Genomic DNA, 13,029 nt, shown 5'->3' with positions numbered 1-13,029 from the left:
CATGTGACGAGTTTTCAGCCGCAACAGAGCCCGGGCGACGTCCCGCCGTCCGATGCGGTATCGCCGCGCGACTCCGGCCCCGAGCACCCGACGTCGATTGCACGCTTAAACCAGACGATCAAGGCGGCAATCGATCGGTGGGGCGCCGTGTGGGTGGAGGGCGAAATCACCCAGTGGAACAAGCGCGGCGGAAACGTCTTCGGCGGGATGAAAGACCTACTCTCCGACGCTCAGGTGTCTATCCAGCTGTGGTCGAGCGTGCTGCGCCGCCTCGAGGACGACTTCCAGGTGGGCGATCACGTCGTGGCGTGTCTAAAGGCCGATTACTTCACCAAGCGCGGATCGTTCTCGTTTCAGGTCACGGCGATGCGGCACGTCGGAATCGGCGCGCAGCTCGAGCGCCTGGAGCGGCTTCGGCGCGCGCTCCGCGAAGAGGGCCTGTTCGACCCGGCCCGCAAGCGCCCGCTGCCGTTTCTCCCTCATCGGATCGGCCTGATCACGGGGGCGCACTCGGACGCCGAGAAGGACGTGCTGCGCAATAGCCAGCTGCGCTGGCCACAAGTGGAGTTCCGCACGATCCATGCAACGGTGCAGGGCGAACGCAGCGTTGCCGAAATCATCGAGGCTCTCGCGATCTTGGACGCAGACCCGTCGATCGATGTGATCATCATCGCGCGCGGAGGCGGCGACCCGCAGACGCTTCTTGGTTTCAGCGATGAACGCCTCGTGCGCGCCGTCGCGGCGGCCCAGACGCCGGTGGTCAGCGCTATCGGCCATGAAAACGACCGCCCCCTTCTGGATGACGTCGCGGACCTGCGCGCTTCGACTCCCACCGACGCGGCCAAGCGCGTTGTCCCCGATGTGGGTGAGCAGCGAGCACTCATCGCCGACCTGCGCTCGAGGCTAACGATGCGGCTAACGCAGCAGGTGCGGCACGGCATTCAGCAGCTCGAACAGATGCGCTCACGCCCGTCCCTGCGCGATCCCGACTCACTTATCCGTGACCGAGCGCACGAGATCGCGCTTCTGGTGTCGAAGGGGCAAGATCGCTCCGCCCGGATGATCGAACGCGGCGAGCTGCGCACCGCTCAACTGCGCGCGTCCCTCACCGCGCTCTCCCCCGCGTCGACGCTCGCGCGGGGCTACGCAATCGCCCAGTTCCCGAACGGCGAGATCGTTCGCAATGCGGCGCAGGCTCCCGCCGGAACGCACCTCACGGTGACCGTCGAAAGCGGCGCGATCCTGGCAACGTCGGATGGCGCCGCTGAGTCTGCGTCTTAGCCCCCGCTGGACGACAGCACCATCATCAGCGCGACGTAGGATAGATCCGATGACCGAGCAGCCTGCCCCCGACGTCTCGTCCCTCTCGTTCGAACAGGCGCGTGACGAGCTCGCGCGCGTTGTGGCCGAACTCGAGCAGGGCGCGCCGACGCTCGAACATTCCCTCGCCCTCTGGGAGCGCGGCGAAGCTCTCGCCGCGCGGTGCGAGGAATGGTTGCTCGGCGCAAAACGGCGCCTCGACGCCGCACGGACACAGGCGGAAACCGCTGCCGAGGAGAACGTCTGATGGCGAAGGAACCTCGCGTTGTCGCCCATCTCGGGCGCCCCGAGACCCCGGAAGAGACCGCAGCGCGCAAGGCGGAAAACACTCGCCGGTACCGGCAGAGCAAGTCCGTCAAGAACCTGCTGATCGCCCTCGGCTCGACGCTGGCGATCGTGGCGATCATCTACTTCGGAGTGCCTCGCGGTGAGCTGGCGGATCCGCCAGCCATCGATGTCGAGAACATCGCACACCAGGCCGAAACCCAGTTCCAGCGCAGTGTTGTCGTCCCCGATGCGCCGTCGGGTTGGGGCGTGAACACCGCAGAGATCCAAGCAGGATCTCCCACCGTCTGGTCCATCACCTACAACCAGATCCCGGGCGCCGACCGCTCGTTCCTGCGTTTCGCGCAGGCCCTCGACGGAAATGAGACGTGGGTCGCCCAAACGCTGGGAGGCGCGCGCCCCACCGGTGAACAGACGATCGACGGCGTGACCTGGACCGAGTATGACCTGGGCGACGCGGAAACCGACCGTGGTGAGCTGACCTACGCGCTCAGCGTGCAGGCGGGCACAGACCACATCCTGCTTTACGGGCGAGTTGGCGCCGATGACGCCGCTACGATCGCTTCGGCTTTGTCGAACGATGTCACTGTCCTGCAGAAGGAGCAATCAGAATGACCCAGACGCTGACACCCGCGCAAGCATGGCAGGGAATGTTGGATGGCAACAGGCGCTTCGTCGCCGGTGAACTCAGCCATCCCCACCAAGACGTCCGACGTCGACACGAAATCGCCGCTGCACAACGACCCTCAGCGGTCTTGTTCGGGTGCAGCGACTCTCGTCTCTCCGCGGAGATCATCTTCGACATGGGGCTCGGCGACCTGTTCGTTGTCCGCAATGCCGGCCAGGTCACGGGCGAGTCGATCATGGGGTCGATCGAGTACGCCGTCGGTGTTCTCGAAGTTCCGCTCATCGTTGTTCTCGGACACGATGAATGTGGCGCAGTTCTCGCCGCCATCAATAGCCTCGAACCCGATGCGCCCCTACTGCCGCCCGCGATTTGGCGCCAGATTTCTCCGATCGTTCCGTCCGTGCAGCGCGCCAAGCGCGAGCTCACAGAAGAAGGAAGCCCGGAAGAACTCAGTCCGTGGCGGGTCGGCCAATTGCACCTGCGTGAAACGGTGACAAACGTTCTGCACTCGTCTGAGCTCATCAGCGACGCAATCGCGAGCGGTCGCGTCGGAATCGTGGGAGCAAACTACCGCTTGGCGGAAGGCACTGTTGTGCCCGACGTCGCCATCGGCGTCGGCGAGGACGCCCCGAAATCCTGATCAACGGAGGATCGCAGACGTGACCGATATCGAGTACCGCATCGAACACGACACGATGGGCGAGGTGCGCGTCCCAAAGGACGCGCTGTACCGCGCACAGACCCAGCGCGCCGTCGAAAACTTCCCCATCTCCGGCACCGGCCTCGAGTCGCGCCACATCGCCGCTCTCGCCCGCATCAAGAAGGCTGCGGCGCTGGCGAACAAGGATCTGGGAACGCTGGACGGCGATATCGCCGATGCCATCGCGTGGGCAGCAGACCAGGTTGTCACGGGTAACTACGACGCCCACTTCCCCGTCGACACGTTCCAGACGGGCTCGGGAACGTCGTCGAACATGAACATGAACGAGGTGCTTTCGTCGCTGGCGACGCAGAAGCTCGGCGCCGAGGTTCACCCAAACGACCACGTCAACGCATCGCAGTCGTCGAACGATGTTTTCCCAACCTCGGTCCATGTTGCCGTGACCGAAGCACTCATCACCGACCTCATCCCGGCGCTCGAGCACCTCGAGACCGCGTTCGCCAAGAAGGCCACGGCATGGAAGAGCGTCGTCAAGCCGGGGCGTACACACCTGATGGACGCCACCCCCGTCACGCTCGGCCAGGAGTTCGGCGGCTACGCACGTCAGATGCGCCTGGGCGTTGAGCGCATTCAGTCGGCTCTGCCGCGCGTCGCCGAAGTTCCGCAGGGCGGAACAGCAACGGGCACAGGCATCAACACTCCCCTGGGGTTCCCCCAAAAGGTCATCGCGAACCTCGTCGCCGAAACGGGTTTGCCCCTGACCGAGGCCGTTGACCACTTCGAGGCACAGGCCAACCGAGACGGTCTCGTCGAAGCTTCCGGCGCGCTGCGGACGATCGCTGTTTCGCTCACAAAGATCAACAACGATCTGCGCTGGATGGGATCCGGCCCCAACACGGGCCTCGGCGAGCTGCACCTTCCCGATCTGCAGCCGGGCTCCTCGATCATGCCCGGTAAGGTCAACCCCGTCGTGCCGGAGGCCGTGCTGATGGTCTGCGGACGCGTCATCGGCAACGATGCGACAATCGCCTGGGGTGGCGCATCGGGCGCCTTCGAGCTGAATGTTGCGATCCCCGTCATGGGAACGGCGCTCCTCGAATCGATCCGCCTGCTGGCGAACGCCATGCGCGTTCTCGCGGACAAGACGGTCGACGGCCTCACGGTGAACACGGAGCGCGTCACGGCGCTCGCGGGGATGAGCCCCTCGATCGTGACCCCGCTGAACAAGGTCATCGGATACGAAGCCGCCGCCAAGATCGCCAAGCACTCTGTTGCCAAGGGCATCACGGTGCGCGAGGCAGTGATCGACCTCGGCTATGTCGAGCGCGGCGAGATCTCGGAAGAGGTGCTCGACGAGAAGCTCGACCTTCTGTCGATGACCCGCCCGGGCTAATCTCACGAACACGTGGGGGCGGCGAGCTGATGCTCGCCGCCCCCACGTGTGTCCGGCAATAGTCTGGCTGGATGCCCTTTCCCTCCGCTCGACGCGACGACACGATCGACCGCGCACACGGCCATCAGGTCCCCGCCCCCTACCGCTGGTTAGAGAACCCCGACAGCGAAGAAACTCGGGAGTTCGTTGCCGCACAGAATGCGTTCGCGGAACCGATTCTCGAGGCCCTTCCCGCCCGCAACGCCTTCCGTGAGCGCGTGGGCACGCTTCTCGCGCAGAAAGCGCGCGGCATCCCGCATCAACGCGGCGGACGACTCTTCGCTTGGCATGGCAACGGGGAAAATCAGGACGTCCTCGTTGTCGCAGACGATGCCGCTGGTCTTGCCTCGCCTCATCGCCGCGGGGCACGACGTCGAACGCACCGCGATCGGTATCCGTGCGGGCAAGCTCCTGGTCATCACCGATGATGACGCTGCGCGGTACCGTCTGATAGCGATCGATCTCACCACCGGCGAGAGCTCCGACATCGTCCCTGAACACGACGAAGATGTGCTTCTCGACGCGGGGCTGACCGCCTCAGGCCTCGTTCTCACGTACTCGCACGATGCGTCCCACAGAATGCAGCTGGCATCAGACGACGGTGTGCTGGGTGATGCCCTTCCCCTCGGCCAGGGCATCAGCGTGACGGCGTCAGACGCGACGACCGAAACAGACATCGTTTTCGTGACGACGACAAGCTTCACGGACCCGGGAACCCGTCATCGCTTTACCGTGTCCGGGAACCGCGTCACGGGCAGCGAAGCGCTGCCGCGCACGGCGTCCGCACCGCGCACGGCGACGAGGATCATCCGAGCGAAGAGCGCCGGCGGAACCCTCGTCGTTCCCCACCTCCGCGGAGGAGGAGAGTACGGCGCCGAGTGGCACCGTCAGGGAACGAAGGAACGCAAACAGAACGTGTTCGATGATCTCTTCGCCGTTGCCGAGCATCTCTTCGCTGACCAGCTGGCATTCGCCGCGCACGATACGGGGCTGACGCTCGCATGAGCGGTGGGTGTGGGGCCGCGGCTCGCGGCCCCACACCCATACTCAGCTGAGTTCGTCCCCGTCGAGCAGGCTCGTGACCAGCGCAGCGATCTCGGACCGCTCGGATCGCGTCAGGGTCACGTGACCAAACAAATCGTTGCCCTTGAGCGTTTCGATCACACTGGCAACGCCATCGTGCCGCCCAACGCGGAGGTTGTCTCGCTGCTGGACATCATGTGTCAAAACAACGCGCGAGTTCTGTCCGATGCGACTGAGAACCGTCAGGAGAACGTTGCGCTCGAGCGACTGCGCCTCGTCCACGATGACGAATGCATCGTGCAACGATCGACCACGGATGTGCGTCAGCGGAAGAACCTCGAGGATTCCGCGCTGCATCACCTCGTCGATGACGTTCTCGGAGACAACCGATCCGAGCGTGTCGTACACCGCCTGACCCCAGGGGTTCATCTTCTCCGACTGATCACCGGGGAGATAACCGAGTTCCTGGCCGCCCACCGCGAACAGGGGACGGAAGACGATGATGCGCTTTTGCTGCTGACGCTCGAGAACCGCCTCAAGCCCCGCACACAGCGCAAGGGCCGATTTCCCGGTTCCGGCTCGGCCACCGAGCGAAACGATGCCAACGCGTGGGTCGAGGAGGAGGTCGATGGCAACGCGCTGCTCAGCGGAGCGACCATGAAGACCGAAGACGTCCCTGTCCCCGCGCACCAGCCGAAATTCACCATCGGACCCTGTCACGCGCCCCAGAGCGGAGCCGCGCTCGGACTGGATGATGAGCCCCGTATTCACGGGGATGCCCTGGCTGTCCTCGTGCATGGAGACCTCAGCCTCGTACAAATCGGACATCTCATCCCCCGAAAGGGCGAGCGTGGCGATGCCCGTCCAACCGGAATCAACCGCCTGCTCGGCGAGATACTCCTCGGCGGTGAGGCCGAGCGCCGATGCCTTGACGCGCATCGGAACGTCTTTCGAGACGATTGTGACGGCCAGACCATCCGATGCGAGATTGGCGGCGACGGCGAGGATGCGCGCATCGTTGTCTCCCTGCCGCATGCCGCTCGGGAGGATCTCCTGGTTCGAACTATTGAGCTCAACGCGGAGTGTTCCGCCGCCCGGCGTGGGAACAGGAAAGTCAAGCCGGCCGTTGTCGACGCGAAGCTCGTCGAGATGACGCAGAGCCGCACGCGCGAAGTAACCGATCTCGGGATCGTGACGCTTGCCCTCCAGCTCGGAGATCACCACGACGGGGATGACAACGGAGTGCTCAGCGAAGCGGAACAACGCCCGCGGATCGCTCAGCAGAACTGACGTGTCGAGAACGTAGGTACGCAGAGTCTGTTCCGACTCCTGCTCCCCCGCGTTCTTCTTCGAAACGCTTGCGCGGGTGGCCTTTTCTGTGGCTGCGGTCACGGCCGACTCCCCTCTGGCCGGGCAGTGCCCGGACTCTCGCGTCGGCCAAAGACCACGAGTCGCAATCCAGAAGGCCGACTCGATCGGACGCTTTGCCCGATGCGTCGACGTTAAATCACACCGGTGTGATTCGGAAGACCTCTGCCCCGAATTTCATCGCGCGTTCACACACGAAACGTCAGCGACCGAAACGGCGATCGCGCGTTCCGTAATCGCGAATAGCGCGGAGGAAATCGACTTCGCGTAGATCCGGCCCCAGAGCCTCAACGAAGTAGAACTCGCTGTGAGCGGTCTGCCACAGGAGAAAATCACTCAGGCGCTGCTCCCCCGATGTACGCACGACGAGGTCCGGGTCGCGCTGACCGCGCGTGTACAGGTGCTCGCCGATCTCTTCCGGCGTCAACGATTCGGCAAGTTCCTCGAGGCTTCCGCCGCCCTCATGGTGCTTCTGAATGATGCGGCGCACCGCATCCACGATCTCGTAGCGACCACCGTAGCCAACGGCAAGGTTCACGTGCAGCCCCGTATTATCGCGGGTCCGCTCCCGGGCATCGCGCAACGACTGGACGAGGAAATCGGGAAGATTGTCTTCACGACCGACGTGCTGCACACGCCAATCACCACGCCGCGAGAGCCGACCAGCAAGCCCGGCGATGATCTCAATGAGGTCCCCGAGCTCCGCGCTGTCGCGCTTGAGCACGTTGTCGTTCGACAGCAGGTACAGCGTGACGACCTCAACGTTGAGGCTGTCGCACCACTCAAGAAAGTCGACCATCTTCGCGGCGCCAGCGCGGTGCCCGTGCGCAGGTGTCTCATAACCGAGTTGACGCGCCCAGCGCCGGTTACCGTCGATCATCATCGCCACGTGCCTCGGCACGCGTTCCGGATCGATCTGACGCCGCAGACGCGACGCATACAGGCGATAGAGGGGGCCTCTGCCCTCCTCCGACCTCACGCTCATCACCACTCGATGACGATACCTCGCAGACCCCGGAAAAAACGCCGCCACATGTGTCGCTGACGGAATATGACGACACGTAACCTCAGCAAATGACCTCGCGCGCCACGCCTGAGAACCCGGAACACGCAGACGGCTCGGACGAAGCGTCGATGCCCCATTTGCCGTTGATCGAAGCGGATGCCGTACCCGCGGAAGATCTCAAACCCACCTGGCGTGGCTGGATTCACGCGGGAACGGCTCCTGTTGCCCTCATCGCCGGCATCGTGCTCATCGCGCTCGCCGACGGGTCTGCTGCGAAGTGGGCTTCCGCCGTGTTTATGGCGTCGTCACTGCTCTTGTTCGGCAACTCCGCGGTGTATCACCGCTTCAACTGGAAGCCTGCGACCAAGGCCGTCCTCAAGCGCATCGACCACGCGAACATTCTGCTGCTGATTGCCGGTACCTACACGCCCATCGGCGTTCTCGCGTTGCCGCCGGAGAAGAGCGTGATCCTCCTGAGCGCCGTCTGGGGCGGGGCGCTCCTGGGCATCCTGTTCCGTGTTCTCTGGATCGGTGCCCCGCGCTGGCTCTACGTCGCCCTCTACCTCGCGCTCGGATGGGCAGCCGTGATGTACATGCCCGATCTCTTCCGGGCGAACGTGGCGATGATGATCCTGGTCATCGTCGGTGGGCTGCTGTACTCCGGCGGCGCCGTCGTCTACGCGATCAAGCGTCCGAACCCGTGGCCGAACCACTTCGGCTTCCACGAGATCTTCCACGTGTGCACCGTGCTGGCGTTCCTCTGCCATTGGACGGGCGCGCTGCTGATCGCCCTCAACCCCGCGTTTAACGCGGGGTCGTAGGCTCGGTGTCCTCTACGGCGTCGTCGCCGCTTTCCTCGCTGTTTTCGCGGGCCGCCGCTTCTTCGGCGTCCAACATTTCGGTGACCTCAGCGCGGTAGCGCACACGACGCACGCGGCGCAGCATCGAGATGACGAGCAGGACAACGGCGAGAACGAGGATAGCCATCCACAGAAAACCCACCGGGCCGGGCGTGACCGATTCCGGGTCAACCGTCATTTCGGGGAGCGGGCCGTCTTGCAAGCCTGCGGGGACGAGGGCAAAGAGGGCGTGCATCCAGCTGCTCCATCGTTCAGGGCCGATAATCTGGTTCCAGCCTATTCCGTTAGCGCCTGAGAGGTCCTCGTGACAACACCTGCTTCGATCAACGCGAAGCTCGACGACCGCTACGGTCGATCACGAAACGGTGCCCGTCTAGCCCCGTGGATCGGCGGCGGCATCGTGGCGGCGGTGATCCTCGGGTACCTGCTGTGGATGGTCCCCCAGCAGACCACGGGAACGGTCGATTACGACGACCTCGGCTTTCGCGTGACCTCCGCCGAGCAGGTATCCGTGACATTCCGCGTGACCTCCTCCCGAAACGCGCCGGTTGTGTGCACACTCGAAGCCCTCGACGAAGAGTTCGGCGTTGTCGGATGGAAAGTTGTCGAGCTTCCTGCGAACGACAGAGTCCACACTGACTACACCGAGACCATTCCCACCGTCGCCGAGGCGACAACGGGATTCGTCAACACCTGCGCCCTCCGGTAAATTCTTCCGGATACCGCATCTCGGATCTTCCGAGTCCTAAAGGAGAACCATCGTGTCGAACGAGAACGCGCCTTTCTTGACGCAGGAGGCGTACGATCGCCTCGCAGCCGAGCTCGAACATCTTTCGACCACAGGCCGCGAGGAAATCGCTCATCGCATTCAGGAGGCCCGCGAAGAGGGGGACCTGAAGGAGAACGGCGGCTACCACGCGGCCAAGGACGAACAGGGCAAACAGGAAGCGCGCATTCGCCAGCTCACCGCGATGCTCAAGGACGCTGAGATCAGCGAGGTGCCAGAGGCCGACGGTGTCGCTCGCCCCGGCACGGTCGTGACCGCTCTGATCCTCGGAGACGAGGAGCGCTTCCTGCTGGGCAGCCGCGCCATCTCCAGCAGCACGGAGCTCGACGTGTACAGCGACCAGAGCCCGCTCGGGACGGCCATCAACGGTCTCAAGGTGGGCGAAAAGACGAGCTACACGGCCCCCAACGGCAAGTCGATCGCCGTCGAGATCATCAAGGTCGAGACCTTCCAGGGCTAAGACCACCAACGTCTCCGGCCTCCCGCCCACACACCGTGGGCGGGAGGCCGGAGACGTTAAACGCGATCAGTCCGGGACGATCTCCGGACGGAAGCCGCCGCCGCGCAGCGCGTCGAGAACGAGCCCGCGATGCTCCTCGCCCCGCGTTTCGACGGATATCTGCAAAACAACTTCGCTGATCTGCATGCCCTGACCGTGTCGCGTGTGCAGCACCTCGATGACGTTCGCCCCCGCCTGCGCCAGCAACTCGGACACCTTCACAAGCTGGCCCGGGCGATCGGGAAGGGGGATGCGAACCGTCATGTATCGCCCGGACGCGGCAAGACCGTGCGCCACCACCCGCTGCAGCAGGAGGGGGTCGATGTTGCCACCGGAGATGATCACGTTGGTCGGACCGTTCGTCACGACCTTTCCCGCCAGAATCGCCGCGACACCGGCCGCTCCAGCGGGCTCGACGACCTGCTTTGCTCGTTCGAGGAGCGCGAGCAGCGCGCGCGCAATGTCATCCTCGCTGACCGTGACGACCTCGTCGACGAGGTCACGAACGATCGCGAACGGCGACGCGCCGGGCTTCGAGACGAGGATCCCGTCGGCGATCGTCGGTTCCGTTGTGATCTCGACCGGCTCACCCGCATCCAGAGAAACGGGATACGCCGCGGCATTCGCCGCCTGAACACCGATAACGCGGATCTCCCGCCCGAGGGCGGCTGCCTTCGCCTTTGCCGCAGCAGCGACGCCCGCTGCAAGTCCACCCCCGCCGATCGATACGACGATCGTCTCCACCTGGGGCACCTGATCTATGACTTCGAGGGCGACCGTGCCCTGTCCGACGATGATGTCTCGGTGATCGAAAGGGTGGATCAGAACGGCGCCCTCGCGCTCAGCGTGCTCGGCGGCCAATCGCAGGCTCGTCGCCACGGTCTCACCCTCGAGGACGACCTCCGCGCCGTATCCCCGCGTCGCAAGCAGCTTGGGAACGGGAACACCCAGCGGCATGTAGATCGTTGCGGGGATGCCGAGCTGCTGCGCGGCAAGCGCAACGCCTTGGGCGTGATTCCCCGCCGACGCTGCAACAACGCCGCGTGCGCGCTCCTCCGGCGTCAGCCGCGACAGACGGTGAGTTGCTCCGCGCACCTTGAACGACCCTGTGCGCTGCAGGTTTTCGAGCTTGAGCGTCGTCTCATGCCCGAGGAGCTCACTGAGGTGCTGTGACGGCTGAATCGGCGTGCGTTCGATGACGGGAGCAAGGCCGCCCGCCGCTTCCTCAAACTCAGACAGTGTTGGCAGATCGACTCTCGTCACTTCTTCTCCTTCTCTGCGGACCCTCGTCCGATCGTTTTCGGCTCGGTGCGCCAGATGAGATCGGTATCGGGAAGTTCACCCGTTCGCCACGATCCCGTCGACAGCGTCACTGCCACGACGTTGACAAAGGCGGCGAACGGAACCGCGAACAGCGCGCCGGCGATACCACCGACGGCGGCGCCGGCAAGAACAACGAGCACAACGGCAAGGGGGTGCACCTTGACGGCTGCGCTCATGATGAGCGGCTGCAGGACCTGACTCTCGATCTGTTGGACGAGCAGAACGACACCCAGCATCGCGATCGCGGTCCAGATGCCGTTGTAAGCCAGCGCGATAAAAACGGCGAGGATGCCCGTCAGAATCGCACCGAGGAAGGGGATGAACGAAGCCAGGAAGACGATGACGCCGATGGGAATAGCGAGCGGAACGCCGAGAAGCGCGGCGCCGACGCCGATACCGACGGCGTCGATAAGGGCAACGAGGATCTGCGTGCGCGCATAGTTGACGAGGGTCGACCAGCCGTTGCGGGCGGCACCGTCAACAGCAGCTCTGGCCTTTTTCGGGAACAACGTCGTTGTCCAGCCCCAAATGCCCTTGCCGTCCGCAAGGAAACAGATCAGCGTGAAGAGCGTGAGCAAAATGCCCGCGACGATGTGACCCACGGTGAGGCCCACCGTCAGCGCGCCGCTGAGCAGCACCTGCGCTTGTTCTTGAACGAACTCGGTCACGAACGCCACGGCCTGGCTGATGACGTCATCGGGCAGGAGACCCAGATTCACCACCCACGCCTCGATCTCGTACCAGCCCTCGACCGCGCGATCGCGCACGTCCGCAGCCTGATTCGCGATCTGCCACACCGAAAGCCACACGAGACCAGCGACAATCGAAATCGTCCCCAGCAGCGAAACAATAATCGCCACAGCCGTCGGAACCCGCATCCTCCTGAGCCAGGAGAAGAACGGCCACAGCAGCGCCGTCAGGAGCACCGCCACGACGACGGGGATGACGAGAGTCTTGAACTCGGCGATAAACCAGATCAACAGCGCGAGAACGGCCGCGAGAATCAGAAGGCGCCAGCCGTAGGCCGCCGCAACTCTGAGGGGCTTCGCTACGGGATGGTCAGCGTCTTTGTCCGTGCGCTCCGTGCGCTCCGTGCGCTCCGCAACGGTGGACGCGGGACGATACCCGAACAGAGTTCTACGCTCCTGCCGCGGCTCCTCGCTCATGCGACGAGTCTACGTCCGGGAGCATCGCTGAAGAGGCATGTATTCCCTGGGAGGAATTCATCGCTCCGTGTGGCTCAGAACTGCACCTTGGGCGGAGCAGCGATCGCCGCTGCGTCGTCGGCCTCGAAGAACTCGCGCTGCTCGAACCCGAGACCACGCGCGAAGAGGTTGTTCGGGAACTGCTTGATCTTAATGTTCAGCTCACGCACCCCTCCGTTGTAGAAGCGGCGCGACGCCTGGATCTTGTCTTCCGTGTCCACAATCGCGCTCTGCAGCTGGAGGAAGTTCTGGCTGGCCTGGAGTGCGGGATACGCCTCGGCAACCGCGAAGATGCTCTTCAGAGCCTGCTGAAGATGGTTCTCCGCCCGTCCGGCTTCGCCGGGAGTCTGAGCCTGCAGCGTTTCTGCGCGCGCGCGGGTGACGTTCTCGAAAACCGCCTTCTCGTGGGCGGCGTAACCCTTGACAGTCTCGATGAGATTCGGGATGAGGTCGGCGCGGCGCTTGAGTTGCACGTCGATTCCGCTCCAGGCCTCATCGACCCGCGTGCCCAGCGACACAAGCGAGTTGTACGTCGCCCACAGGTAGATTCCCGCGATAACAACAACAGCGACGACGATCAGAAGCGGTACGAGCAGTTCCATGAATTCTCCCCCAAGTTTTCCTGCCGGTAA

Annotated in this window: 15 protein-coding genes and 1 pseudogene; 10 read left to right on the top strand and 6 right to left on the bottom strand. The window is 64.1% G+C overall.

What is annotated here, in order from left to right; all coding sequences use genetic code 11:
- Positions 1-3: 3 nt before the first annotated feature.
- The 7 genes and pseudogenes from xseA to G6N81_RS12615 all read left to right on the top strand — a co-directional run bounded on the left by xseA (position 4) and on the right by G6N81_RS12615 (position 5,331).
- Positions 4-1,281 (top strand): exodeoxyribonuclease VII large subunit, encoded by a 1,278-nt coding sequence (gene xseA / locus G6N81_RS00255; RefSeq protein WP_165131452.1) that lies wholly within the window; start codon positions 4-6, stop codon positions 1,279-1,281.
- 49 nt (positions 1,282-1,330) lie between these two features.
- On the top strand, positions 1,331-1,567 hold the full coding sequence (locus G6N81_RS00250) for an exodeoxyribonuclease VII small subunit (protein WP_165131449.1): 237 nt from the start codon (positions 1,331-1,333) through the stop codon (positions 1,565-1,567).
- A complete protein-coding gene (locus G6N81_RS00245) occupies positions 1,567-2,220 on the top strand; it encodes a DUF4245 family protein (protein ID WP_165131446.1) in 654 nt (217 codons plus the stop codon). Before G6N81_RS00250 ends, G6N81_RS00245 begins: the two co-directional genes overlap by 1 nt.
- On the top strand, positions 2,217-2,873 hold the full coding sequence (locus tag G6N81_RS00240) for a carbonic anhydrase (protein WP_165131443.1): 657 nt from the start codon (positions 2,217-2,219) through the stop codon (positions 2,871-2,873). Before G6N81_RS00245 ends, G6N81_RS00240 begins: the two co-directional genes overlap by 4 nt.
- A gap of 19 nt (positions 2,874-2,892) precedes the next feature.
- Positions 2,893-4,287 (top strand): class II fumarate hydratase, encoded by a 1,395-nt coding sequence (locus G6N81_RS00235; RefSeq protein WP_165131441.1) that lies wholly within the window; start codon positions 2,893-2,895, stop codon positions 4,285-4,287.
- Positions 4,288-4,358: 71 nt separating this feature from the next.
- A pseudogene (locus tag G6N81_RS12910) lies at positions 4,359-4,601 on the top strand (hypothetical protein); the annotation flags it as partial.
- 13 nt (positions 4,602-4,614) lie between these two features.
- Positions 4,615-5,331 carry a prolyl oligopeptidase family serine peptidase gene (locus G6N81_RS12615; protein ID WP_241244994.1) on the top strand — a complete coding sequence of 239 codons (717 nt, stop codon included), beginning with the start codon at positions 4,615-4,617 and terminating at the stop codon, positions 5,329-5,331.
- A 42-nt stretch (positions 5,332-5,373) separates the two neighbouring features.
- Here G6N81_RS12615 and G6N81_RS00220 read toward each other — a convergent pair whose 3' ends face one another.
- Positions 5,374-6,663, bottom strand: coding sequence for a PhoH family protein (locus tag G6N81_RS00220; protein WP_241245151.1), 1,290 nt, complete (start codon positions 6,661-6,663; stop codon positions 5,374-5,376).
- Between the two features lie 256 nt (positions 6,664-6,919).
- A complete protein-coding gene (locus G6N81_RS00215; RefSeq protein ID WP_165131435.1) occupies positions 6,920-7,702 on the bottom strand; it encodes an isoprenyl transferase in 783 nt (260 codons plus the stop codon).
- A 149-nt stretch (positions 7,703-7,851) separates the two neighbouring features.
- On the opposite strand from G6N81_RS00215, the gene trhA reads away from it, so the two are divergent.
- Positions 7,852-8,544 carry a PAQR family membrane homeostasis protein TrhA gene (gene trhA, locus G6N81_RS00210; RefSeq protein WP_165137484.1) on the top strand — a complete coding sequence of 231 codons (693 nt, stop codon included), beginning with the start codon at positions 7,852-7,854 and terminating at the stop codon, positions 8,542-8,544.
- On the opposite strand, the gene G6N81_RS00205 is transcribed toward trhA, so the two are convergent.
- The gene (locus G6N81_RS00205; RefSeq protein ID WP_165131433.1) at positions 8,528-8,818 is read right to left on the bottom strand and encodes a hypothetical protein; all 291 of its coding nucleotides are present in this window, start codon (positions 8,816-8,818) and stop codon (positions 8,528-8,530) included. The two genes, trhA and G6N81_RS00205, sit on opposite strands and share 17 nt — an antisense overlap.
- A gap of 69 nt (positions 8,819-8,887) precedes the next feature.
- Between G6N81_RS00205 and G6N81_RS00200 the strand changes: the two genes are divergently transcribed.
- Positions 8,888-9,292, top strand: a complete 405-nt coding sequence (locus G6N81_RS00200; RefSeq protein WP_241244993.1) for a DUF4307 domain-containing protein — start codon at positions 8,888-8,890, stop codon at positions 9,290-9,292.
- Between the two features lie 49 nt (positions 9,293-9,341).
- Positions 9,342-9,830, top strand: a complete 489-nt coding sequence (gene greA, locus G6N81_RS00195) for a transcription elongation factor GreA (protein WP_378731994.1) — start codon at positions 9,342-9,344, stop codon at positions 9,828-9,830.
- 66 nt (positions 9,831-9,896) lie between these two features.
- Here the strand turns inward: greA and ilvA are convergent, their stop codons facing one another.
- The 3 genes from ilvA to G6N81_RS00180 all read right to left on the bottom strand — a co-directional run bounded on the left by ilvA (position 9,897) and on the right by G6N81_RS00180 (position 12,999).
- On the bottom strand, positions 9,897-11,132 hold the full coding sequence (gene ilvA / locus G6N81_RS00190; protein WP_165131428.1) for a threonine ammonia-lyase: 1,236 nt from the start codon (positions 11,130-11,132) through the stop codon (positions 9,897-9,899).
- The gene (locus G6N81_RS00185) at positions 11,129-12,358 is read right to left on the bottom strand and encodes an AI-2E family transporter (RefSeq protein WP_165131425.1); all 1,230 of its coding nucleotides are present in this window, start codon (positions 12,356-12,358) and stop codon (positions 11,129-11,131) included. The genes ilvA and G6N81_RS00185 overlap by 4 nt, the downstream gene beginning before the upstream one ends.
- 74 nt (positions 12,359-12,432) lie before the next feature.
- Positions 12,433-12,999 (bottom strand): LemA family protein, encoded by a 567-nt coding sequence (locus tag G6N81_RS00180; protein WP_165131422.1) that lies wholly within the window; start codon positions 12,997-12,999, stop codon positions 12,433-12,435.
- Positions 13,000-13,029 lie beyond the last annotated feature (30 nt).

Origin of the sequence: Microbacterium amylolyticum (assembly GCF_011046975.1) — a bacterium.
Taxonomy (GTDB): domain Bacteria; phylum Actinomycetota; class Actinomycetes; order Actinomycetales; family Microbacteriaceae; genus Microbacterium; species Microbacterium amylolyticum.
The sequence above is the reverse complement of the archived record's forward strand: the minus strand, read 5'-3'. Positions and strand labels throughout refer to the sequence as shown.

Excerpts from the sequence above, each read along its gene's own strand:
- G6N81_RS12615 (WP_241244994.1), top strand. The coding sequence starts at position 4,615 with ATGGCAACGGGGAAAATCAGGACGTCCTCGTTGTCGCAGACGATGCCG.
- G6N81_RS00185 (WP_165131425.1), bottom strand. The coding sequence starts at position 12,358 with ATGAGCGAGGAGCCGCGGCAGGAGCGTAGAACTCTGTTCGGGTATCGT.
- G6N81_RS00250 (WP_165131449.1), top strand. The coding sequence starts at position 1,331 with ATGACCGAGCAGCCTGCCCCCGACGTCTCGTCCCTCTCGTTCGAACAG.
- G6N81_RS00205 (WP_165131433.1), bottom strand. The coding sequence starts at position 8,818 with ATGCACGCCCTCTTTGCCCTCGTCCCCGCAGGCTTGCAAGACGGCCCG.
- G6N81_RS00215 (WP_165131435.1), bottom strand. The coding sequence starts at position 7,702 with ATGAGCGTGAGGTCGGAGGAGGGCAGAGGCCCCCTCTATCGCCTGTAT.
- G6N81_RS00180 (WP_165131422.1), bottom strand. The coding sequence starts at position 12,999 with ATGGAACTGCTCGTACCGCTTCTGATCGTCGTCGCTGTTGTTGTTATC.
- trhA (WP_165137484.1), top strand. The coding sequence starts at position 7,852 with ATGCCCCATTTGCCGTTGATCGAAGCGGATGCCGTACCCGCGGAAGAT.
- G6N81_RS00245 (WP_165131446.1), top strand. The coding sequence starts at position 1,567 with ATGGCGAAGGAACCTCGCGTTGTCGCCCATCTCGGGCGCCCCGAGACC.
- G6N81_RS00240 (WP_165131443.1), top strand. The coding sequence starts at position 2,217 with ATGACCCAGACGCTGACACCCGCGCAAGCATGGCAGGGAATGTTGGAT.